The organism is Citrobacter koseri ATCC BAA-895, assembly GCF_000018045.1.
Lineage (GTDB): Bacteria > Pseudomonadota > Gammaproteobacteria > Enterobacterales > Enterobacteriaceae > Citrobacter_B > Citrobacter_B koseri.
Window position 1 is genome coordinate 4,216,888 of the sequence record NC_009792.1, and the last position, 21,618, is coordinate 4,238,505.

At 52.5% G+C, this 21,618-nt stretch carries 20 protein-coding genes and 2 tRNA genes; 5 read left to right on the forward strand and 17 right to left on the reverse strand.

The genetic code is table 11. The features are described from left to right. Positions 1-145: 145 nt before the first annotated feature. From truB to CKO_RS19480, 6 genes are all read right to left on the reverse strand, one after another. Complete coding sequence (gene truB, locus CKO_RS19455; RefSeq protein ID WP_012135299.1) at positions 146-1,090, reverse strand: tRNA pseudouridine(55) synthase TruB; 945 nt, start codon at positions 1,088-1,090, stop codon at positions 146-148. Then, positions 1,090-1,491 carry a 30S ribosome-binding factor RbfA gene (rbfA, locus tag CKO_RS19460; RefSeq protein ID WP_001040203.1) on the reverse strand — a complete coding sequence of 134 codons (402 nt, stop codon included), beginning with the start codon at positions 1,489-1,491 and terminating at the stop codon, positions 1,090-1,092. The genes truB and rbfA overlap by 1 nt, the downstream gene beginning before the upstream one ends. Positions 1,492-1,711: 220 nt before the next feature. Further along, the gene (gene infB, locus CKO_RS19465) at positions 1,712-4,396 is read right to left on the reverse strand and encodes a translation initiation factor IF-2 (protein WP_012135301.1); all 2,685 of its coding nucleotides are present in this window, start codon (positions 4,394-4,396) and stop codon (positions 1,712-1,714) included. Between the two features lie 24 nt (positions 4,397-4,420). Next, complete coding sequence (gene nusA, locus CKO_RS19470) at positions 4,421-5,908, reverse strand: transcription termination factor NusA (RefSeq protein WP_012135303.1); 1,488 nt, start codon at positions 5,906-5,908, stop codon at positions 4,421-4,423. Between the two features lie 28 nt (positions 5,909-5,936). Continuing rightward, positions 5,937-6,389, reverse strand: a complete 453-nt coding sequence (gene rimP, locus CKO_RS19475) for a ribosome maturation factor RimP (RefSeq protein WP_012135304.1) — start codon at positions 6,387-6,389, stop codon at positions 5,937-5,939. 207 nt (positions 6,390-6,596) lie between these two features. Continuing rightward, positions 6,597-6,673 (reverse strand) — tRNA-Met (locus CKO_RS19480). A 346-nt stretch (positions 6,674-7,019) separates the two neighbouring features. Between CKO_RS19480 and argG the strand changes: the two genes are divergently transcribed. Beyond that, the gene (argG, locus tag CKO_RS19485) at positions 7,020-8,363 is read left to right on the forward strand and encodes an argininosuccinate synthase (protein WP_012135306.1); all 1,344 of its coding nucleotides are present in this window, start codon (positions 7,020-7,022) and stop codon (positions 8,361-8,363) included. Between the two features lie 205 nt (positions 8,364-8,568). Here the strand turns inward: argG and CKO_RS19490 are convergent. From CKO_RS19490 to rlmE, 6 genes are all read right to left on the reverse strand, one after another. Next, positions 8,569-8,655, reverse strand: a tRNA-Leu gene (locus CKO_RS19490). Positions 8,656-8,664: 9 nt separating this feature from the next. Continuing rightward, entirely contained in the window at positions 8,665-8,997 is a 333-nt protein-coding gene (gene secG, locus CKO_RS19495; RefSeq protein ID WP_012135307.1) for a preprotein translocase subunit SecG, read from the reverse strand. A 227-nt stretch (positions 8,998-9,224) separates the two neighbouring features. Then, complete coding sequence (gene glmM, locus CKO_RS19500; protein ID WP_012135308.1) at positions 9,225-10,562, reverse strand: phosphoglucosamine mutase; 1,338 nt, start codon at positions 10,560-10,562, stop codon at positions 9,225-9,227. Further along, positions 10,555-11,403: a dihydropteroate synthase gene (gene folP, locus CKO_RS19505; RefSeq protein ID WP_012135309.1), complete on the reverse strand. Its 849-nt coding sequence runs from the start codon at positions 11,401-11,403 to the stop codon at positions 10,555-10,557. Before folP ends, glmM begins: the two co-directional genes overlap by 8 nt. A 90-nt stretch (positions 11,404-11,493) precedes the next feature. Next, positions 11,494-13,428 carry an ATP-dependent zinc metalloprotease FtsH gene (gene ftsH / locus CKO_RS19510; RefSeq protein ID WP_012135310.1) on the reverse strand — a complete coding sequence of 645 codons (1,935 nt, stop codon included), beginning with the start codon at positions 13,426-13,428 and terminating at the stop codon, positions 11,494-11,496. Between the two features lie 99 nt (positions 13,429-13,527). Further along, the gene (gene rlmE, locus CKO_RS19515; protein ID WP_000145975.1) at positions 13,528-14,157 is read right to left on the reverse strand and encodes a 23S rRNA (uridine(2552)-2'-O)-methyltransferase RlmE; all 630 of its coding nucleotides are present in this window, start codon (positions 14,155-14,157) and stop codon (positions 13,528-13,530) included. A 126-nt stretch (positions 14,158-14,283) separates the two neighbouring features. Here rlmE and yhbY point away from each other — a divergent pair, with 126 nt between their 5' ends. Further along, positions 14,284-14,577 (forward strand): ribosome assembly RNA-binding protein YhbY, encoded by a 294-nt coding sequence (gene yhbY / locus CKO_RS19520; protein ID WP_004139797.1) that lies wholly within the window; start codon positions 14,284-14,286, stop codon positions 14,575-14,577. A 155-nt stretch (positions 14,578-14,732) separates the two neighbouring features. Here yhbY and greA read toward each other — a convergent pair whose 3' ends face one another. After that, entirely contained in the window at positions 14,733-15,209 is a 477-nt protein-coding gene (gene greA, locus CKO_RS19525; RefSeq protein WP_012135312.1) for a transcription elongation factor GreA, read from the reverse strand. Between the two features lie 247 nt (positions 15,210-15,456). On the opposite strand from greA, the gene dacB reads away from it, so the two are divergent. After that, positions 15,457-16,890: a serine-type D-Ala-D-Ala carboxypeptidase gene (gene dacB, locus CKO_RS19535; RefSeq protein WP_012135313.1), complete on the forward strand. Its 1,434-nt coding sequence runs from the start codon at positions 15,457-15,459 to the stop codon at positions 16,888-16,890. A 148-nt stretch (positions 16,891-17,038) separates the two neighbouring features. Here the strand turns inward: dacB and cgtA are convergent, their stop codons facing one another. The 4 genes from cgtA to rplU all read right to left on the reverse strand — a co-directional run bounded on the left by cgtA (position 17,039) and on the right by rplU (position 19,877). Next, entirely contained in the window at positions 17,039-18,211 is a 1,173-nt protein-coding gene (gene cgtA, locus CKO_RS19540; RefSeq protein WP_012135316.1) for an Obg family GTPase CgtA, read from the reverse strand. Between the two features lie 15 nt (positions 18,212-18,226). Next, a complete protein-coding gene (locus CKO_RS19545) occupies positions 18,227-19,192 on the reverse strand; it encodes a DMT family transporter (protein ID WP_012135318.1) in 966 nt (321 codons plus the stop codon). Between the two features lie 96 nt (positions 19,193-19,288). Next, the gene (gene rpmA / locus CKO_RS19550) at positions 19,289-19,546 is read right to left on the reverse strand and encodes a 50S ribosomal protein L27 (protein WP_012135319.1); all 258 of its coding nucleotides are present in this window, start codon (positions 19,544-19,546) and stop codon (positions 19,289-19,291) included. Between the two features lie 19 nt (positions 19,547-19,565). After that, a complete protein-coding gene (gene rplU / locus CKO_RS19555; RefSeq protein WP_000271396.1) occupies positions 19,566-19,877 on the reverse strand; it encodes a 50S ribosomal protein L21 in 312 nt (103 codons plus the stop codon). 258 nt (positions 19,878-20,135) lie between these two features. Here rplU and ispB point away from each other — a divergent pair, with 258 nt between their 5' ends. Next, the gene (gene ispB, locus CKO_RS19560) at positions 20,136-21,107 is read left to right on the forward strand and encodes an octaprenyl diphosphate synthase (RefSeq protein ID WP_024130985.1); all 972 of its coding nucleotides are present in this window, start codon (positions 20,136-20,138) and stop codon (positions 21,105-21,107) included. 235 nt (positions 21,108-21,342) lie between these two features. Further along, positions 21,343-21,615, forward strand: a complete 273-nt coding sequence (gene sfsB, locus CKO_RS19565) for a DNA-binding transcriptional regulator SfsB (protein WP_012135321.1) — start codon at positions 21,343-21,345, stop codon at positions 21,613-21,615. Positions 21,616-21,618: the final 3 nt, after the last annotated feature.

Genomic DNA, 21,618 nt, shown 5'->3' on the forward strand with positions numbered 1-21,618 from the left:
TCCAAAAATAATAAAGAATGAAAGGGTGCCAATCTCTAATTCAGCGACCCCATGTAAACGCCGCGCGAACTTGTTAAAAAATTTACGTGACGTTAAGCGGCGGTATTCTACTCGTAGCGTCCTGTTATCGCAAGACGGAGCAGCATTACGCCGGGTACTCAACCACTAACCGACGAGGCGCCACGCGGCCTTCATCGTCGATTTCGCCCATGCCAATAAATTTTTCGTCATCACCTTCAGTCACGCGAACCAGCCCTTCAAGCGGCACGCCTGTCGTCCGTACCGGGTTACCGTTTTTAAAGTAAACCGATGACGTTAAAGGAAGATTGACAACTGGATAGTCCGAAGCCGGACTGTCCATCGGCATCAGCAGCGGATCTAACAGTTGCGCAGCCGGAATATCCTGCCGTTCCGCCTGTTCAACAAGCTCACGTAGCTGTTCCAGCGTGACCATACGGTCAACCGGATATTTACTGACCGCCAGACGTCGCAGGAAGATCACATGCGCGCCACACCCAAGTTTCTCACCCAAATCATCGATAATGGTGCGAATGTAGGTGCCCTTCGAGCAGTGAACCTCCAGCTCCAGTTCATCCCCTTCATGGCGAATAAACAGCAGTTCGTAAACGGTAATCGGGCGGGCTTCACGGGGAACTTCAATCCCCTGACGCGCATATTCGTAGAGCTTCTTGCCCTGATACTTCAGCGCCGAATACATCGATGGAATCTGCTCGATATCGCCACGGAACGTCTCCAGCGCGGCAGCTAACTGCTCTGCGCTGAAGGTTACCGGACGTTCCTGCACGATTTGACCATCGGCATCGGAGGTGTCGGTACGCTGCCCCAGGCGGGCAATCACGCGGTAACGTTTGTCAGAATCCAGCAGATACTGCGAAAACTTTGTCGCTTCCCCAAGGCAGATGGGCAACATGCCCGTCGCCAGCGGGTCCAGCGCGCCGGTATGTCCGGCACGGTTGGCGTTATAGATGCGTTTTACTTTCTGCAAGACGTCATTGCTGGACATGCCCTGCGGCTTATCCAGCAGCAGGACGCCGTGAATGTCGCGACCACGACGACGAGGACGACTCATTAGTCCTCCTTGCTGTCGTCCGGGTTCACACGACGTTCTTCGTCATGTTTCACCACGTTAGTCACCAGGTTAGACATACGCATCCCTTCAACCAGCGAGTTGTCGTAGAAGAAGGTCAGTTCCGGCACAATACGCAGACGCATCGCTTTCCCCAGCAGGGTACGGATAAAGCCAGACGCTTCCTGCAACGCTTTGATGCCCGCTTTTACCGCGTCTTCATCTTTGTCGTTCAGAAAGGTGACATACACTTTGGCATAGGCCAGATCGCGGGACATCTCCACACCGGAAACGGTGGTCATCATGCCAAGACGCGGATCTTTAATTTCGCGTTGCAGGATGATAGCGATCTCTTTTTGCATTTCCTGGGCTACGCGCTGCGGGCGACCAAATTCTTTCGCCATAATAAATTCTCCAGAATAAAGACAAAAAAGGGGCCAAAAGCCCCTTTTTAAATTTCATGCCGGGTGGCGCTTCGCTTACCCGGCCTACGCAAAACAATCTTCTAAGTATTTTGGGTTGCAACAAGGCGGCAAGGGTGTGAATCCCCGGGAGCATAGATAACTATGTGACCGGGGTGAACGCACGTAGCCAACGCAGTGGCGGCCCGAAAGACGACGAAGATTACGCGATAGTACGTTGGATCTCGATGATCTCGAACACTTCGATCATATCGCCAACGCGAACGTCGTTGTAGTTCTTAACGCCGATACCACATTCCATGCCGTTACGGACTTCGTTAACGTCATCTTTGAAGCGGCGCAGGGATTCCAGCTCGCCTTCGTAGATAACCACGTTGTCGCGCAGTACGCGGATCGGGTTGTGGCGTTTAATCGTACCTTCAGTAACCATACAGCCTGCGACAGCGCCAAATTTCGGTGATTTGAACACGTCACGGACTTCAGCCAGACCAATGATCTGCTGTTTCAGTTCTGGAGACAGCATGCCGCTCATTGCCGCTTTCACTTCGTCGATCAGGTTATAGATGACGGAGTAGTAGCGCAGATCCAAGCTTTCCGCTTCAATCACTTTACGCGCAGAGGCATCGGCACGCACGTTGAAGCCAACCAGGATCGCGTTGGATGCAGCAGCCAGGGTTGCGTCGGTTTCGGTGATACCACCTACGCCGGAACCGATGATCTTCACTTTCACTTCGTCGGTAGACAGTTTCAGTAAAGAGTCGGAGATCGCTTCCACAGAGCCCTGAACGTCCGCTTTCAATACGATGTTCACTTCATGAACTTCGCCTTCGGTCATGTTAGCGAACATGTTCTCAAGTTTAGATTTCTGCTGACGCGCCAGTTTAACTTCACGGAATTTACCCTGACGATACAGCGCAACTTCACGGGCTTTCTTCTCGTCACGAACCACGGTCACTTCATCACCGGCAGCCGGAACACCGGACAGACCCAGGATCTCAACCGGAATGGACGGACCCGCTTCCAGTACTTCCTGACCCAGTTCGTTACGCATTGCACGAACGCGGCCATATTCGAAGCCACACAGGACGATGTCGCCTTTGTTCAGCGTACCTTCACGAACCAGGACGGTTGCAACCGGACCACGACCTTTATCCAGGAAGGATTCGATTACCGCGCCGCTCGCCATGCCTTTACGAACTGCTTTCAATTCGAGGACTTCAGCCTGCAACAGGATTGCATCCAGCAGTTCGTCGATGCCGGTACCCGCTTTTGCAGATACGTGGACGAACTGGCTTTCGCCGCCCCACTCTTCCGGCAGGATGCCGTACTGGGACAGTTCGTTTTTAACACGATCCGGATCGGCTTCTGGCTTATCGATCTTGTTCACCGCAACCACAACCGGCACACCCGCCGCTTTCGCGTGCTGGATAGCTTCGATGGTCTGCGGCATCACGCCGTCGTCTGCCGCCACAACCAGAACAACGATATCCGTTGCCTGCGCACCACGAGCACGCATAGAGGTAAACGCGGCGTGACCCGGGGTATCCAGGAAGGTGATCATACCGTTGTCGGTTTCAACGTGGTAAGCACCGATGTGCTGGGTAATGCCGCCCGCTTCGCCAGAGGCAACTTTCGTTGAACGAATGTAGTCCAGCAGAGAGGTTTTACCGTGGTCAACGTGGCCCATGATGGTCACAACCGGAGCACGCGGTTCTGCCGCCGCACCTGTATCACGGTCGCTCATTACCGCTTCTTCCAGCTCGTTTTCACGACGCAGGATAACTTTGTGGCCCATCTCTTCAGCAACCAGCTGTGCGGTTTCCTGGTCGATGACCTGGTTGATGGTTGCCATCGCGCCCAGCTTCATCATCGCTTTGATGACCTGAGAGCCTTTTACCGCCATCTTGTTCGCCAGCTCGCCAACGGTGATGGTTTCACCAATCACAACGTCACGGTTAACAGCCTGAACCGGTTTCTGGAAGCTCTGTTGCAGAGCAGAACCTTTACGGTTTTTACCGCCTTTACCGCCGCGAACGGCCGCACGGGCTTCTTCACGATCGGCTTTCGATTCAGAGTGTTTGTTGCCTTTTTTCGCCGGACGCGCTGCTTTCGCATTGCGACTACGACCACGGCCGCCTTCAACTTCACGGTCGTTTTCGTCTTCGGCCTGGCGGGCGTGTTGAGACGTGGTAACGTGATAATCGCTGGTGTCTTCAGTCGGCTCCGCGTTATCAGTCCATTTGTTCTCTTCCGCCATGCGGCGAGCTTCTTCTGCTACGCGACGCGCTTCTTCTTCAAGTTTGCGACGCGCTTCTTCTTCCGCTTTACGCTTCAGCTCTGCTGCTTCATTTTCACGGCGGGCTTTTTCGGCCTGGGCGGTTTTGGTCATATCGTCAGTCTGTTGATTGCTCACTTTGTCTTTTTCCGCAGCTTCACGTTTCGCTTTTTCAGCGGCGTCACGTTTAGCTTGTTCTGCGGCCTCACGGTCAGCTTTTTGTTGCGCCTCGCGTTTGGCTGTTTCTTCTGCCTCACGACGGGCTTGCTCTTCCGCTTCACGCTGCGCCTGCTCTTCCGCAGCGAGACGTTCTGTCTCTTGCGGATCGCGTTTCACAAAGGTGCGTTTCTTGCGGACTTCGATTTGTACCGATTTACTTTTTCCACCGGTACCTGGAATATTCAACGTGCTGCGCGTTTTACGTTGCAGCGTCAACTTATCCGGCCCTGAACCATTTTCACGATTCAGGTGAGCCAGTAAAGTCTGTTTTTCTTGTGCGGACACAGAGTCATCAGCAGACTTCGGGATACCGGCATCAGCGAATTGCTGTACCAGGCGATCCACGGAGGTCTGTATCTCTGCGGCCAGCGCTTTTACGGTTACATCTGTCATGCTGTTCCTTCCTGCTACAGTTTATTACGCTTCGTCGCCGAACCAGCAAATATTACGGGCAGCCATAATCAGCTCACCGGCTTTTTCGTCGGTCAACCCTTCGATATCAGCCAGATCATCAATGCCCTGCTCAGCGAGATCTTCCAGCGTACAAACACCACGGGCAGCCAGTTTGAATGCCAGGTCGCGACCCAATCCTTCCAGATTCAGCAGATCGTCAGACGGTTTGTTATCACCAAGGCTTTCTTCCTGGGCCAGTGCCAGAGTGGTCAGTGCGTTTTTGGCACGCTCGCGCAGCGCTTCAACGGTCGGTTCATCCAGCCCGTCGATTTCCAGCAGTTCTTTCATTGGCACGTAGGCCAGTTCTTCCAGCGTCGCGAAACCTTCTTCAACCAGTACGGTTGCGAACTCTTCATCAATATCGAGATATTTGGTGAAGGTATCGATAGCTGCATGTGCTTCAGCCTGATGCTTAGCCTGCAAGTCATCAACCGTCATCACGTTAAGTTCCCAGCCGCTCAGTTGCGCAGCCAGACGGACGTTCTGACCATTACGTCCGATCGCCTGAGCCAGGTTACCGGCTTCAACAGCGATATCCATGGTGTGTTTATCTTCATCCACCACGATAGAAGCGACGTCTGCTGGCGCCATCGCGTTAATCACGAACTGCGCCGGGTTATCATCCCACAGGACGATATCGATACGCTCGCCGCCCAGTTCAGTAGAAACGGCCTGAACGCGCGCACCACGCATACCCACACAGGCGCCGACCGGATCGATACGCTTGTCGTTGGTTTTCACCGCGATTTTCGCACGGGAACCCGGATCGCGGGCCGCCGCTTTAATCTCAATGACTTCTTCGCCGATTTCCGGTACTTCAATACGGAACAGCTCGATCAGCATTTCCGGTTTGGAACGCGTCACAAACAGTTGCGCACCGCGCGCTTCCGGGCGAACGGAGTACAGAACGCCACGAATACGGTCGCCAGGACGGAAGTTTTCGCGCGGCAGCATATCTTCACGCAGGATCACGGCTTCAGCATTGCTGCCCAAATCCAAAGAGATGTTGTCGCGGTTTACTTTCTTCACCACGCCGGTGATGATTTCGCCTTCGTGCTCGCGGAACTGATCGACCACCATCGCACGCTCGGCTTCACGAACTTTCTGTACGATAACCTGTTTTGCCGTCTGGGTGGTGATACGGTCAAAGGTGACAGATTCAATCTGATCTTCAACGTAGTCGCCCAGGTTCAGGCTTTCGTCTTCAAAACGCGCCGCTTCCAGCGTAATTTCTTTTGTCGGCAGCGTGACTTCTTCTACGATTAACCAACGACGGAAGGTATCGAAATCACCGCTTTTACGATCGATTTGTACGCGAACATCGATCTCTTGTTCGTATTTTTTCTTCGTTGCTGTAGCCAGCGCACTTTCCAGCGCTTCAAAAATCTTCTCGCGTGGCAGCGCTTTCTCATTGGAAACGGCTTCAACAACGGCCAAAATTTCTTTGTTCATCGCGGGCTTTTCACCTCAATCCAGACTATTAAAAGTGGGGAACCAGGTTCGCCTTCTGGATATTACTCAGCGCGAACACTTCATCTTTACCTTCGACTGTGACAGTGATCATTTCACCGTCAACCGCTTTGATAACGCCCTGCCATTTACGACGGTTTTGTACCGCCATACGAAGTACCAGCGTCACTTCTTCACCCAGGAAACGCGCGTAGTGCTCAGCCGTGAACATAGGACGGTCGAGACCTGGCGAGGAGACTTCCAGGTTGTATGCCACAGTGATGGGATCTTCGACATCCAGCACCGCGCTCACCTGGTGACTCACATCAGCACAATCATCAACATTGATGCCATCTTCACTATCAATATAGATGCGCAGTGTGGATGTGCGACCGCGAATAAATTCGATGCCGACCAGTTCGTAACCTAAGGCTTCAACTGGCGCTGTAATCATCTCTGTTAATTTTTGCTCTAATGTGGACAAGCCCACCCCCAAGACATAAAAAAAGGGCCTAAAGCCCAGTTATTCTGTAGTCAGATAACAAAAAACCCCGATAAATCGGGGCTTTAGATAACTGAACCCTATAACCGCAACTGCGGTCTGGAGAACCTTCCGAAAGAATTTTTTTCAAATCCAGCTACGAAGGCCTAAGTCTTCACAGTATATTTGAAAAAGAACTCTAAGGGAAAGTGGTTGCGGGGGCCGGATTTGAACCGACGACCTTCGGGTTATGAGCCCGACGAGCTACCAGGCTGCTCCACCCCGCGCCTGAAACGTGGCAAATTTTACTCGCTTTGGGTAAAAGATGCAAATACTGCTGGGATTTGGTACCGAGGACGGGACGTAAAATCTGCGCGTATTATATTGATTCAATATGCGATATGTCAACCGCGTTAATAATATGCACATGAATGAATACTAACCCTGCCTCCGTTAAGAAACCGTACCAGTCAGGAAAGAAGCCACCCCATACCGTTTTTTAACGAAATTATCACTAAACTCTTCCTGTCATCCGTAAAAGATGATTAAATGAAAACTCACTTATTTTGCATAAAAATGCACTGAGAGCAGAAAGCCGATCTCTTCATCAGTCTATCAAGCAGGGTTTTATTTATGACGACGATTCTCAAGCATCTTCCGGTAGGTCAACGTATTGGTATCGCTTTTTCCGGCGGCCTGGACACCAGTGCTGCACTGCTGTGGATGCGACAAAAAGGCGCTGTCCCTTATGCATATACTGCGAATCTGGGCCAGCCAGATGAGGATGACTATGACGCCATTCCTCGTCGCGCAATGGAATACGGCGCAGAGAACGCTCGCCTGATTGATTGCCGTAAACAGCTGGTTGCCGAAGGGATCGCCGCGATTCAGTGCGGTGCTTTCCATAACACCACCGGCGGACTGACCTATTTCAACACCACGCCGCTGGGCCGCGCCGTTACCGGCACGATGCTGGTCGCTGCGATGAAGGAAGATGGTGTTAACATCTGGGGCGACGGCAGTACCTATAAAGGAAACGACATCGAGCGTTTCTACCGTTACGGCCTGTTGACCAACGCGGAGCTACAGATTTACAAACCGTGGCTGGATACCGACTTTATTGATGAGCTGGGCGGTCGTCATGAGATGTCCGAGTTTATGATTGCCTGCGGTTTCGACTACAAGATGTCCGTCGAAAAAGCCTATTCCACTGATTCCAACATGCTCGGCGCGACCCATGAAGCCAAAGATCTGGAATTCCTGAACTCCAGCGTCAAGATCGTCAATCCAATCATGGGCGTCAAGTTCTGGGATGAAAACGTGAAAATCCCGGCGGAAGAAGTTACCGTGCGCTTTGAACAGGGGCATCCTGTCGCGCTAAACGGTAAGACCTTCAGCGATGATGTTGAACTGATGCTGGAAGCTAACCGTATCGGCGGCCGCCACGGTCTGGGCATGAGCGATCAGATTGAGAACCGTATCATTGAAGCGAAGAGCCGGGGTATCTATGAAGCGCCGGGGATGGCGCTGCTGCATATTGCCTACGAGCGTCTGCTGACCGGCATCCACAACGAAGACACTATCGAGCAGTATCATGCGCATGGCCGTCAGTTAGGCCGCCTGCTGTATCAGGGCCGCTGGTTTGACTCCCAGGCGCTGATGCTGCGTGACGGTCTGCAACGTTGGGTGGCCAGCCAGATTACCGGTGAAGTCACGCTGGAGCTGCGTCGTGGTAACGACTACTCGATCCTGAATACCGTCTCTGACAATCTGACCTACAAACCAGAGCGTCTGACGATGGAAAAAGGAGACTCCGTGTTCTCGCCGGATGACCGTATCGGTCAGTTGACGATGCGCAACCTGGATATCACCGATACGCGTGAAAAACTGTTTGGTTATGCGCAGTCAGGCCTGCTTTCCGCCTCTTCCGCGACAGGTTTGCCGCAGGTTGAAAATCTGGAAAACAAAGGCAAGTAAGTTAACGGACAACGATTAAAGGCCGCGTAAGCGGCCTTTTTTGTGGGCGGTGTAGGCCTGATAAACGAAGTGCCATCAGGCACATTACGTAACATGTCGGATGGCGGCGTAAACGCCTTATCCAACCGACAAAAACAAAGTCTATAACCCCCGCGGAATGCAGACGAAAAAAAAGACGCTTTTCAGCGTCTTTCTTTCGGAATATTGGTACCGAGGACGGGACTTGAACCCGTAAGCCCTATTGGGCACTACCACCTCAAGGTAGCGTGTCTACCAATTCCACCACCTCGGCACGGAAATCTTAGTGTGGGATATCGCTGCTCGGCTGTGCCGGTGCAACTGGCTGAGTCTGCTCGGTTTTTGCCGGAGCGCTCAGATTTTCCCACTCACTTCCTTTATTGGTCTTGTTGCTGTTGATATTGCCCAGCGCCAGACTGATGATGAAGAACAGCGTTGCCAGCACAGCCGTCATACGGGTCATGAAGTTACCAGAACCACTTGAACCAAACAGCGTAGCGGAAGCGCCTGCTCCAAAGGAGGCTCCCATATCAGCGCCTTTACCTTGCTGTAGCATGATCAAGCCTACCAGGCCAATTGCCACAATAAGGAAAACTACCAAAAGAGCTTCGTACATAATCAACCTGTTCCTTGCGGAGTTGCCGCATACCAATGCTTCAACCAATAAAGCGGGATAATTTACTGTTTCCCACTGAAGCGGGTGTGAATACTAACCAAAGCGAATGACCTTCGCAAGGGCAATTTTAGTGCATTGTATCAACTGCGGAAAAAAACAGCAAAAAGGTCTTTTTCCTGCAACAAAAAGGCAGCAAACGCCGCCTTTTTAGTCACTTATCACCAGGATTAAACCGCTTTTACGGCATCCGCAATACGATGAGCAAACTCAGTAACCTGTGCTTCATCCTCGCCTTCTACCATTACGCGAATTAACGGTTCAGTACCGGACTTACGCAGCAGCACGCGACCACGATTTCCCAGCGCCGCTTCGACTTCCGCCGTCACCGCCTTAACGTTGTCATTCTCCAGCGGATCGCCGCTACCGGCTGCATAACGTACGTTAACCAGAATCTGCGGGAACATTTTCATGCCGCTGCACAAATCGTGCAGACTCATGTGGTTACGCACCATCGCCGCCAGAACCTGTAGCCCCGCGACAATACCGTCACCGGTGGTGGTTTTATCCAGCAGAATAACGTGACCGGAGTTTTCCGCCCCAATACGCCAGCCTTTTTCTTGCAGTTTTTCCAGCACGTAGCGGTCGCCGACTTTAGCACGCGCGAACGGAATGCCCAGCTGTTTCAACGCCAGCTCCAGGCCCATGTTGCTCATCAGCGTACCGACTGCGCCACCGCGCAGTTGACCCTGACGCAAACCTTCGCGGGCGATGATATACATGATCTGATCGCCATCGACTTTATTCCCTTCATGGTCAACCATGATCACGCGATCGCCGTCGCCGTCCAGCGCGATCCCTAAATCGGCTTTCTCCGCGATCACGCGCGCCTGTAGCGCACGCACATCCGTAGCGCCGACTTCTTCATTAATATTGACGCCGTTCGGCTCACAGCCAATCGCAATGACATTCGCACCCAGTTCACGCAGGACGTTCGGTGCAATGTGATAGGTCGCGCCGTTGGCGCAATCCACAACAATCTTCAGCTCATTCAGGCTCAGTTCGTTCGGGAACGTACCTTTGCAGAACTCAATGTAGCGCCCCGCAGCATCCACAATACGGCTGGCTTTACCCAGCTCTGAGGAATCCACGCAGGTGATCTCTTTTTCCATCTCAGCTTCAATAGCCTCTTCAACTTCATCAGGCAGTTTGGTGCCGTCAATGGAGAAGAATTTAATCCCGTTGTCATAAAACGGGTTATGCGAAGCGGAGATAACGATCCCGGCCTCTGCACGGAAGGTTCGGGTCAGGTAAGCCACCGCAGGCGTCGGCATCGGGCCGGTAAAAGAGGCAGACAATCCCGCCGCCGCCAGACCGGCTTCCAGCGCAGACTCCAGCATATAGCCAGAAATACGCGTGTCTTTACCGATAATGATTTTACGTGAACCATGACGCGCCAGCACTTTCCCTGCGGCCCAGCCCAGCTTAAGCACAAAGTCAGGAGTAATGGGCGCATCGCCTACACGACCACGGATCCCATCGGTGCCAAAATATTTACGATTACTCATAGCGTTTATTTTCCTTTGCAGACAGGGTGGCTTCTACCACACGCATCGCTTCTACGGTTTCTTTAACGTCATGGACACGAATGATATGCGCCCCCTGCATTGCGGCGATAACCGCACACGCCAGGCTCCCGCTCAAACGATCGGAGGGCCCGACGTTGAGCAACTGACCAATCATCGATTTACGTGACATTCCCACCAGCAGCGGCAGGTTAAAATGATGAAACTCCGCCAGACGTGCCAGTAACGTATAGTTATGGGAGAGATTTTTACCGAAACCGAATCCCGGGTCGAGCAACAATTTCTCTTTTACGATGCCAGCCCTTTCACAGCGTGCTATTTGGTCAATAAAGTAGCGATTGACCTCCGCAAAAACGTCTTCGTACTTTGGCGCTTCCTGCATTGTTTTAGGCTGCCCTTGCATATGCATCAGGCAGACCGGTAAACCAGTCTCAGCCGCCGCCTCAAGCGCGCCCGGTTCAGAGAGGGAGCGAATGTCGTTGATGATGTGAGCGCCCACTCTTGCCGATTCCCGAATCACCTCCGGTTTTGAGGTATCCACTGAAATCCATACCTCAAAACGCTGGGCGATGGACTCAACTACCGGGATCACGCGTTCCAGTTCTTCTTCAACGCTGACATCCGCCGCGCCAGGTCGCGTTGATTCGCCGCCGACATCAATAATCGTCGCTCCGGCGTTAATCATCAGATTAGCGTGCTTCACCGCCTCCACCAGCGTATTGTGCGTCCCGCCATCGGAGAAAGAATCCGGCGTGACGTTCAGGATGCCCATTACGTGTGGGTGAGAGAGATCCAGCGTGGAGCCCTGGGCGAAGAGTTTCATAGCTAATCCTTCTGATGTTATTTCAAATATAAAAAACCCCGGAGCAAGCCCCAGGGTTTCGGTGAAGCAGAGTCATCAATAACAGATAACTTATTTGTCGCCTAACTGCTCTGACATGGTGTTGCCTGGGTTCGGCGTACGCGGTTCATCAACCGGGCGCGGCGCACGAGGCGTGCCATTGTTGTCAGAGTTGTTGGTGCCGTTCGGATCTTCCCAGCCAGCCGGCGGGCGAACTTCGCGGCGCGCCATCAGGTCATCAATCTGCGGCGCATCGATGGTCTCATACTTCATGAGCGCATCTTTCATTGCATGCAGGATGTCCATATTGTCATTCAGGATCTGACGAGCACGATTGTAGTTACGTTCAATCAGCGCTTTCACTTCCTGGTCGATGATACGCGCGGTTTCATCAGACATGTGTTTGGCTTTCGCAACGCTACGCCCCAGGAACACTTCACCCTCTTCCTCTGCATACAGCAGCGGACCGAGCTTATCGGAGAAGCCCCACTGGGTGACCATGTTACGCGCCAGGTTAGTCGCGACTTTAATGTCGTTCGACGCACCGGTAGAAACATGCTCTACGCCATAGATGATCTCTTCCGCCAGACGACCGCCGTACAACGTGGAGATCTGGCTTTCCAGTTTCTGACGGCTGGCGCTAATCGCGTCGCCTTCAGGCAGGAAGAAGGTCACACCCAGCGCACGACCGCGCGGAATAATCGTCACTTTATGCACCGGATCGTGCTCTGGAACAAGGCGACCAATAATCGCATGGCCTGCTTCGTGGTAAGCGGTAGATTCTTTCTGCGCTTCCGTCATCACCATGGAGCGGCGTTCCGCACCCATCATGATTTTGTCTTTCGCTTTCTCGAACTCAACCATGGATACCACACGCTTGTTGCCACGGGCAGCAAACAGTGCCGCTTCGTTCACAAGGTTCGCCAGATCGGCGCCAGAGAAGCCTGGCGTGCCGCGTGCGATGATTGCCGCATCGATATCCGGCGCCAGCGGTACGCGACGCATATGCACTTTCAGGATCTGCTCACGACCACGCACGTCTGGCAGACCTACCACGACCTGACGGTCGAAACGGCCAGGACGCAGCAGCGCAGGGTCAAGTACGTCTGGACGGTTAGTCGCCGCGATAACGATGATACCTTCGTTACCTTCAAAGCCGTCCATCTCAACCAGCATCTGGTTCAATGTCTGTTCACGTTCATCATGACCGCCGCCCAGACCCGCGCCACGCTGGCGGCCTACGGCGTCGATTTCATCGATGAAGATAATGCACGGCGCCGCTTTCTTAGCCTGTTCGAACATGTCACGCACACGAGATGCGCCAACACCGACGAACATTTCGACAAAGTCAGAACCGGAAATCGTAAAGAACGGGACTTTCGCTTCGCCTGCGATAGCTTTCGCCAGCAGGGTTTTACCCGTACCCGGAGGACCGACCATCAGGACGCCTTTCGGGATTTTACCGCCCAGCTTCTGGAAGCGGCTTGGTTCACGCAGATACTCGACCAGCTCAGCCACTTCTTCTTTCGCTTCGTCACAACCTGCGACATCGGCAAAAGTGGTTTTGATCTGATCTTCCGTCAGCATGCGCGCTTTACTCTTACCGAACGACATGGCGCCTTTGCCACCGCCGCCCTGCATCTGACGCATGAAGAAGATCCAGACGCCGATCAGCAACAGCATCGGGAACCAGGAAATAAAGATTGAAGCCAGCAGGCTCGGCTCTTCAGGTGGTTCGCCAACAACCTTGACGTTTTTGGTCAGCAGGTTATCAAGCAGCTTCGGATCGTTAACCGGAATGTAGGTCGTGTAACGGTTACTATCTTTCTTGGTAACGTTGATCTCACGTCCGTTGATACGCGCTTCACGAACCTGGTCCTGGTTGACCTCTTGCAGGAAGGTAGAGTAATCCACCTTACGGCCATTAGACTCGCTGGGCCCAAAGCTCTGGAATACTGACATCAGCACAACGGCAATGACCAGCCAGAGTATTAGGTTTTTCGCCATGTCACTCAAGGGATTAACCTCTTATTACAACTGTGTTAAAAACAGCGTCAGGATACTCTATATCCAGCTTCTTTCAAACTTTCGTCTGAAATCCCCCGGTTATGGTTTTCGCCCGGTCGCTACAATATACACTTCGCGTGAACGCGCACGCGAAGAGTCCGGCTTACGAACTTTAACCTTCGTAAACAGGGAGCGAATTTCCCTTAGGTACTCATCGAAACCTTCGCCCTGGAACACCTTCACTACAAAACTTCCACCTGGCGCCAGCACATCACGACACATTTCTAACGCCAGTTCCACCAGATACATGGCGCGGGGGATATCCACCGCCGGTGTTCCGCTCATGTTTGGTGCCATATCTGACATGACAACTTGTACTTTACTGTCACCCACGCGTTCCAGCAGCGCTTTCATAACAAGTTCATCACGAAAATCGCCCTGAAGAAAGTCCACACCAACGATAGGATCCATAGGTAAAAGATCGCAAGCGATGATACGGCCTTTGCCGCCAATCTGCGTGACCACATACTGTGACCAGCCTCCCGGCGCAGCACCGAGGTCGACAACCGTCATCCCCGGCTTAAAAAGTTTGTCACTTTGCTGTATTTCATCAAGTTTAAACCAGGCACGGGAACGTAACCCCTTTTTCTGCGCCTGTTGAACATATTTATCGCTAAAGTGTTCCTGAAGCCAGCGACTCGAGCTGGCAGAACGCTTTTTACCTGTCATTTAACTTTCCCATCGGGGCAATTCATCGTTACCCGTAGCGTAAATTTTTACGCGCTCATTTGGTGATATATGGGAGATGGCGGTAGAATGACCCGTTTTCAATCCCAACGTAAGCAAAAATATACGATGAATCTGAGTACTAAACAAAAACAGCACCTGAAAGGTCTGGCACATCCGCTCAAGCCGGTAGTTATGCTTGGCAACAATGGTTTGACCGAAGGGGTACTGGCCGAGATTGAACAAGCGTTAGAGCACCATGAACTTATCAAGGTGAAGATCGCCTCGGAAGATCGCGAAACCAAAACCTTGATCGTGGAAGCTATCGTACGCGAAACCGGCGCCTGTAACGTACAGGTCATCGGTAAAACGCTGGTACTTTATCGCCCAACTAAAGAACGTAAAATCTCGCTGCCACGCTAAGAATATCCTAAAATCGAACACAAAATCTGTGTAAAACGAGGGGTTTTCCGCAAGCAGGAGAGCAAAATGCCACGCTCTCTTCGTTGATAAAAGGCCGCATAGCGGCCTTTTTCCTTTCTTTACAATACATCAACATCTTGAGTATTGGGTAATTCTTACAGGTATTCCACCTTAATCACTTCGTATTCCACTTCGCCGCCAGGCGTTTTGATGGTCACGACGTCATCCTGCTCTTTGCCAACCAGGCCGCGCGCGATAGGTGAATTCACGGAAATCAGGTTCTGTTTAAAATCCGCTTCGTCATCGCCGACAATACGCCAGGTCTGCTCTTCATCGTTATCGAGATTCAGAACAGTTACCGTTGCGCCGAAAACAACACGTCCGTTGTTCGGCATCTTCGTCACGTCGATCACCTGCGCATTCGACAGCTTCGCCTCGATATCCTTGATACGTCCTTCGCAGAAACCCTGCTGTTCACGCGCAGCGTGATACTCGGCGTTCTCTTTCAGGTCGCCATGCTCACGCGCTTCCGCGATAGCGGCGATGATTTCAGGACGGCGCACAGATTTCAGAAAATCCAGCTCTTCGCGCAGTTTTTCGGCACCACGTAAAGTCATCGGAATAGCTTGCATTTGTTATACCTCTTGAACATTCCTGTAGGGGGTGATTGACCCCACCTCGGCTGCTAAGCCTGCTCCGGTATGCGTTCTACCAAAGCCAGAAGCAAAAAAATACCGACCCGGGTACAAAGCCCCAGGTCAGCTACAATTCTCAATTTGATACGTATTTTACCCTGGAGTTCCCTATGGGTCATCGTTTACTTTCCAGGGCATTGCGCCGTAGTATGACGGCTTGTTTCCAGGTTGTTAGCGCGAGATTATGCGATTTTCCAGATTTATCATCGGATTGACCACCAGTATAGCGTTCAGCGTCCAGGCCGCGAATGTTGATGAATACATCAATCAGCTCCCTGATGGGGCCAACCTTGCTTTCATGGCTCAGAAGGTCGGCGCGTCCACGCCCGCGATTGATTACCATAGCCAGCAGATGGCGCTGCCCGCCAGTACGCAAAAAGTGATCACGGCCCTCGCGGCATTGATTCAGCTCGGCCCCGATTTTCGTTTTACCACCACGCTGGAGACAAAAGGCAACGTGGACAATGGCGTCTTAAAAGGGGACTTAGTGGCGCGATTTGGTGCCGATCCGACGCTAAAACGCCAGGATATTCGCAATATGGTCGCAACGCTGAAAAAATCCGGCGTGACGCAAATTGCGGGAAATGTGCTCATCGACACCTCCATTTTCGCCAGCCATGATAAAGCGCCAGGCTGGCCCTGGAATGACATGACGCAATGTTTTAGCGCACCACCCGCAGCCGCCATTGTCGATCGCAACTGCTTTTCCATCTCCCTCTACAGCGCGCAAAAACCGAATGACTTAGCGTATATTCGCGTGGCGTCCTATTACCCGGTGACTATGTTCAGTCAGGTTCGCACCCTCCCACGCGGCTCTGCGGAAGCGCAATACTGTGAGCTGGATGTCGTTCCTGGGGATTTAAACCGCTTCACGCTGACAGGCTGTCTGCCGCAGCGCGCCGAACCGTTACCGCTGGCCTTCGCCATTCAGGACGGCGCCAGCTATGCCGGAGCAATCCTGAAAGACGAGTTAAAACAAGCAGGTATTACCTACAGCGGTACGCTGTTACGCCAGACGCAGGCCAACGAACCCGGAACGGTGGTTGCCAGCAAGCAGTCTGCGCCGCTGCATGATTTGCTTAAGATTATGCTGAAAAAATCGGACAACATGATTGCCGATACCGTCTTTCGCATGATCGGCCACGCACGCTTCAACGTTCCCGGCACATGGCGGGCGGGATCTGATGCCGTACGCCAGATCCTGCGTCAACAGGCTGGCGTTGATATTGGCAATACCATCATTGCTGACGGTTCGGGCCTCTCTCGCCACAACCTGATTGCCCCGGCCACCATGATGCAGGTGCTGCAATACATCGCCCAACACGACAACGAGCTGAACTTTATCTCCATGCTGCCGCTGGCGGGATATGACGGCTCTCTGCAATACCGTGCGGGTCTGCATCAGGCTGGGGTCGATGGTAAAGTTTCGGCGAAAACAGGCTCGCTGCAAGGGGTCTATAATCTGGCGGGATTTATTACAACGGCAAGTGGGCAACGGATGGCGTTTGTTCAGTATCTTTCCGGGTATGCCGTTACGCCAGCTGACCAGCGCAATCGTCGAATTCCGTTAGTACGTTTTGAAAGCCGGTTGTACAAAGATCTTTATCAGAACAACTAGGTAAGGATAGTGCCGGATGGCGCTGACGCTTATCCGGCCTACACACTAGATGGGTCATTTAATTGCCGGATGGCGGCGCTTTGCGCCTTATCCGGCCTACTATCCGTAGGCCCGGTAAGCGTAAGCGCCACCGGGCATTTGAACCAGATTAACGTTTGTAGATGAACTCGACGCCTTCTTCGTCGTCTTCGTCCCAGTCGTCATCCCAGTCATCTTCTGCTTCATCTTCGACTTCAGCGAGCTGCTGACGGTGATAATCGTCCCACATGAACTCCACTTTCTCCGGCTGCTTCGCTTCATCAGCCTGAACGATGGGGTTCTCGATGATAAAGGTCATCACATCCCAGCAGAGATCTTTCACGCCAGTCTGGCTGGCAGCGGAAATCATGTAGTACTTATCTTCCCAGCCCAGCGCCTGCGCGATAGCTTTCGCTTTTTCTTCCGCTTCGGCCTGGTCCAGCAAATCAATTTTGTTGAACACTAACCAGCGCGGCTTAGCAGCCAGATCCTGACTGTATTTTTCCAGTTCGCCGATAATGATACGGGCGTTTTCCACCGGATCGGAACCGTCGATCGGATCGATATCAATAAGGTGCAGCAGTACGCGGCAACGTTCCAGGTGCTTCAGGAAGCGAATCCCCAGACCCGCGCCTTCCGCCGCACCTTCAATCAGCCCCGGAATATCGGCAACCACAAAGCTCTTTTCGTTGTCCATACGCACAACGCCAAGGCTCGGCACCAGAGTGGTAAACGGATAGTCCGCCACTTTCGGTTTTGCCGCAGATACCGCGCGGATAAAGGTTGATTTACCGGCGTTTGGCATACCCAGCATACCCACGTCCGCCAGCAGCATCAGCTCCAGCATCAAATCGCGCTTATCGCCCGGCGTACCCATCGTTTTCTGACGCGGAGTACGGTTAACAGAGGACTTAAAGCGGGTATTGCCCAGGCCGTGCCAGCCGCCTTTGGCAACCATCAGACGCTGACCGTGTTTGGTCATATCGCCCATGGTTTCGCCGGTGCCCTGATCGATAACACGCGTACCGACAGGCACTTTGATCGTGACATCTTTCCCACGTTTACCGGTGCAGTCACGGCTTGCGCCATTCTGACCACGTTCAGCGCGGAACGATTTTTCAAAGCGGTAATCGATCAGCGTGTTCAGGTTTTCGTCGGCTTCCAGCCAGACGTCGCCGCCATCGCCGCCATCACCGCCATCCGGGCCGCCTTTCGGGATGTATTTTTCGCGGCGGAAGCTCACGCAACCATTGCCGCCATCGCCAGCAACGACCAGAATCGATGCTTCATCAACAAACTTCATTTTACTCTCCGTAAATCATTCGCCTGAGCGGGGTTGCGAAACCACCGTTTCATGCTTGCGTAAACCGCCCCAAATACGATGACCAATGGCGGAATACATCGCGCCCGCAACCACGACAAACGCACCGAGATAACCTAAAAGGTTTAACATCGGTCTGGCGAAGAAATCGGGCCAGGCCATAGATAATAGATCTGAAAATAACAGCGTAAACAGCGGAGTGAGCGTGATTAACGCACTTACCTGCGCTGCCTGCCAACGCGCCATCGCTTCCGCCAGGGCGCCATATCCTACCAGCGTATTCAGCCCACAGAAAATCAAACACGCGAGCTGCCAGTCACTTAACTGCGAGATAACCCCCGGCTTCGCCAGCGGCAATAACGCAATCGTACATAAAGTGTACAGTAAAAACAGGATCTGCTGTGAGGCCAGACGACGCAATAACACCTTTTGCGCGACGCCATAACTCACCCAGACCGTCGCCGCACCGACCCCAAAGATCACACCCCAGGTGTAATCGGTCAGTTTGGTAAAAATCTCGACCAGACTGGTATTAAAGAACATCACCAGCCCACAAAGCAGCATGAGCGCGCCAATCACCTGCGTGCCGCGCATCTTTTCTTTCAAAATAAAGACGCTGGCGACCATCATGCCAACCGGTGACAGTTGACCGATAACCTGCGATGCCGTCGGACTCAAATATTGCAGGGAAGAGCTGAACAGGATGAAATTCCCGAAAAGTCCACCTGTTGCAATCGCCAGCAACACCAGCCAGCGCGGTTTGCGAAAAATACGCAATGGCGGGAGCTTTCTTTTAACTGCCAGGATCGCGCCGAGGCCGATACTCGCCATTAAAAAGCGATAGAAGACAATGGTCGGAGGTTCCATCACCTCCAGCACCTGCTTCATTGCAATTGGCAAGGCGCCCCAACACATTGCAGTGGTGAGTGCTAAAAGGATGCCAATGCCAGCCTGCTGCTTCATGCCCGTTTTCCCTACAAGAAAATTTTCCGGGTTTTCAATGTAAAAAGCCCCGCAACACGTTGCGGGGCTTTAATCCGTTACCGGACCACGAAGAACTTACTCAGCAACGATGCTGATGTATTTACGGTTGTTCGGGCCTTTAACTTCGAATTTCACTTTACCGTCTGCTTTAGCAAACAGAGTGTGGTCACGACCGCAACCTACGTTAGTGCCAGCGTGGAATTTGGTGCCACGTTGACGAACGATGATGCTACCCGCCAGAACGGTTTCGCCACCGAAACGCTTAACGCCCAGGCGTTTAGCTTCTGAATCGCGACCGTTACGAGTTGAGCCGCCAGCCTTTTTATGTGCCATTTAAATCTCTCCTCAGGTCTTAGGCGCTGATGCCAGTAATTTTCACATCAGTGAACCACTGACGGTGGCCTTGCTGCTTACGATAGTGTTTACGACGACGAAACTTAACGATTTTAACTTTCTCGCCACGACCGTGAGCAACAACTTCAGCTTTGATTACGCCGCCATCAACGAAAGGAACGCCGATTTTGACTTCTTCACCGTTTGCGATCATCAGAACTTCAGCGAACTCAATAGTTTCGCCAGTTGCGATGTCCAGCTTTTCCAGGCGAACGGTCTGACCTTCGCTTACTCGGTGTTGTTTACCACCACTTTGGAAAACCGCGTACATAAAAAACTCCGCTTCCGCGCACGCCTTTTCAATGATTCAGAGTGCGCTATAAATATTCACAATAGGGCGCGAATATTACGCAAAACGCGAGCCTTTGACAAGTGCTACCGTCAATACATGAAGAAAAAAAACACAACGTGTACGGTAACGTTTATCTGCGCCGTTTTTTCAGTACAATCAGCATATATTCCTAACCCTAAACCCTTAGTTATCTCATCCCATGATGAGTTAATCGGGGCGATAAGCCCGGCTTTTGCGATGAATTTAGAAAAAATCAATGAGTTAACCGCGCAAGATATGGCGGGTGTCAATGCGACAATCCTTGAACAGCTCAATTCCGACGTCCAACTGATCAATCAGTTAGGGTATTACATCGTTAGCGGCGGCGGAAAACGTATCCGCCCGATGATTGCCGTACTCGCTGCGCGCGCCGTTGGTTATCAGGAAAATGCGCACGTCACGATCGCTGCCTTAATCGAGTTTATCCACACCGCCACCCTGCTACACGACGATGTTGTGGATGAATCCGATATGCGTCGTGGGAAGGCAACGGCGAATGCAGCATTTGGCAACGCCGCCAGCGTCCTGGTCGGTGATTTTATCTACACCCGCGCGTTCCAGATGATGACCAGCCTTGGCTCGCTGAAAGTGCTGGAGGTAATGTCAGAAGCGGTGAACGTCATCGCCGAAGGCGAAGTGCTGCAACTGATGAACGTCAACGACCCGGACATCACCGAAGAAAATTACATGCGCGTGATTTACAGCAAAACGGCGCGCCTGTTTGAAGCTGCGGCGCAGTGTTCCGGTCTTCTTGCTGGCTGTACTCCTGAGCAAGAAAAAGGGTTGCAGGATTATGGTCGTTATCTCGGTACGGCCTTTCAGCTGATTGACGATTTACTCGATTACAGCGCTGATGGCGAGCAGTTAGGTAAAAATGTCGGCGATGACCTCAACGAAGGAAAACCAACGCTGCCGCTGCTGCACGCCATGCGTAACGGTACACCAGAGCAGGCGCAAATGATCCGTACCGCCATTGAACAAGGCAATGGTCGCCACCTTCTGGAACCCGTTCTGGAAGCCATGACCGCCTGCGGTTCACTGGAATGGACGCGTCAGCGTGCAGAAGACGAGGCCGATAAAGCCATCGCCGCCCTACAGATTCTGCCTGATACGCCGTGGCGCGAAGCCCTGATCGGTCTGGCGCACATCGCCGTACAACGCGATCGTTAACCCTCCCTTCTCATCCCGTGCTCTGCGCGGGATGAATCTTTAAGTTCCAGTAAATTCCAGTTACTCATTTCTTTCCCAGCCCTTTTCCCATCGCACGTATGCTGTCACATTTTATGAATATGCATACTCTTTACAGGAACATATTAGAGCAATACTATCACCTGGCGTATAGTATTTCTCACAGGCTGATTATCCAGGCCGCAAGCGACTGACTGACCGAAGGAGTGAGGGAATAATGGAAAATAAACTCATTGACTGGCATCCCGCAGACATCATTGCCGGATTACGTAAAAAAGGGACATCTATGGCGGCGGAATCACGCAAGAATGGATTAAGTTCCTCGACGCTGGCAAACGCCCTGACCCGACCGTGGCCGAAAGGAGAGCTCATCATTGCGAAGGCGCTGGGTACAGAACCCTGGGTGATCTGGCCGTCGCGCTATCATGACCCAGAAACCCATGAGTTCATTGACAGAACGCGTCTGATGCGGGCTCGAAAAGGGAAATAGAGA

Excerpts from the sequence above, each read along its gene's own strand:
- folP (WP_012135309.1), bottom strand. The coding sequence starts at position 11,403 with ATGAAACTCTTCGCCCAGGGCTCCACGCTGGATCTCTCTCACCCACAC.
- argG (WP_012135306.1), top strand. The coding sequence starts at position 7,020 with ATGACGACGATTCTCAAGCATCTTCCGGTAGGTCAACGTATTGGTATC.
- secG (WP_012135307.1), bottom strand. The coding sequence starts at position 8,997 with ATGTACGAAGCTCTTTTGGTAGTTTTCCTTATTGTGGCAATTGGCCTG.
- cgtA (WP_012135316.1), bottom strand. The coding sequence starts at position 18,211 with ATGAAGTTTGTTGATGAAGCATCGATTCTGGTCGTTGCTGGCGATGGC.
- greA (WP_012135312.1), bottom strand. The coding sequence starts at position 15,209 with ATGCAAGCTATTCCGATGACTTTACGTGGTGCCGAAAAACTGCGCGAA.
- rlmE (WP_000145975.1), bottom strand. The coding sequence starts at position 14,157 with ATGACAGGTAAAAAGCGTTCTGCCAGCTCGAGTCGCTGGCTTCAGGAA.
- nusA (WP_012135303.1), bottom strand. The coding sequence starts at position 5,908 with ATGAACAAAGAAATTTTGGCCGTTGTTGAAGCCGTTTCCAATGAGAAA.
- sfsB (WP_012135321.1), top strand. The coding sequence starts at position 21,343 with ATGGAAAATAAACTCATTGACTGGCATCCCGCAGACATCATTGCCGGA.
- infB (WP_012135301.1), bottom strand. The coding sequence starts at position 4,396 with ATGACAGATGTAACCGTAAAAGCGCTGGCCGCAGAGATACAGACCTCC.
- truB (WP_012135299.1), bottom strand. The coding sequence starts at position 1,090 with ATGAGTCGTCCTCGTCGTCGTGGTCGCGACATTCACGGCGTCCTGCTG.
- rpmA (WP_012135319.1), bottom strand. The coding sequence starts at position 19,546 with ATGGCACATAAAAAGGCTGGCGGCTCAACTCGTAACGGTCGCGATTCA.
- rbfA (WP_001040203.1), bottom strand. The coding sequence starts at position 1,491 with ATGGCGAAAGAATTTGGTCGCCCGCAGCGCGTAGCCCAGGAAATGCAA.
- dacB (WP_012135313.1), top strand. The coding sequence starts at position 15,457 with ATGCGATTTTCCAGATTTATCATCGGATTGACCACCAGTATAGCGTTC.
- yhbY (WP_004139797.1), top strand. The coding sequence starts at position 14,284 with ATGAATCTGAGTACTAAACAAAAACAGCACCTGAAAGGTCTGGCACAT.
- CKO_RS19545 (WP_012135318.1), bottom strand. The coding sequence starts at position 19,192 with ATGAAGCAGCAGGCTGGCATTGGCATCCTTTTAGCACTCACCACTGCA.
- rplU (WP_000271396.1), bottom strand. The coding sequence starts at position 19,877 with ATGTACGCGGTTTTCCAAAGTGGTGGTAAACAACACCGAGTAAGCGAA.
- glmM (WP_012135308.1), bottom strand. The coding sequence starts at position 10,562 with ATGAGTAATCGTAAATATTTTGGCACCGATGGGATCCGTGGTCGTGTA.
- ftsH (WP_012135310.1), bottom strand. The coding sequence starts at position 13,428 with ATGGCGAAAAACCTAATACTCTGGCTGGTCATTGCCGTTGTGCTGATG.
- ispB (WP_024130985.1), top strand. The coding sequence starts at position 20,136 with ATGAATTTAGAAAAAATCAATGAGTTAACCGCGCAAGATATGGCGGGT.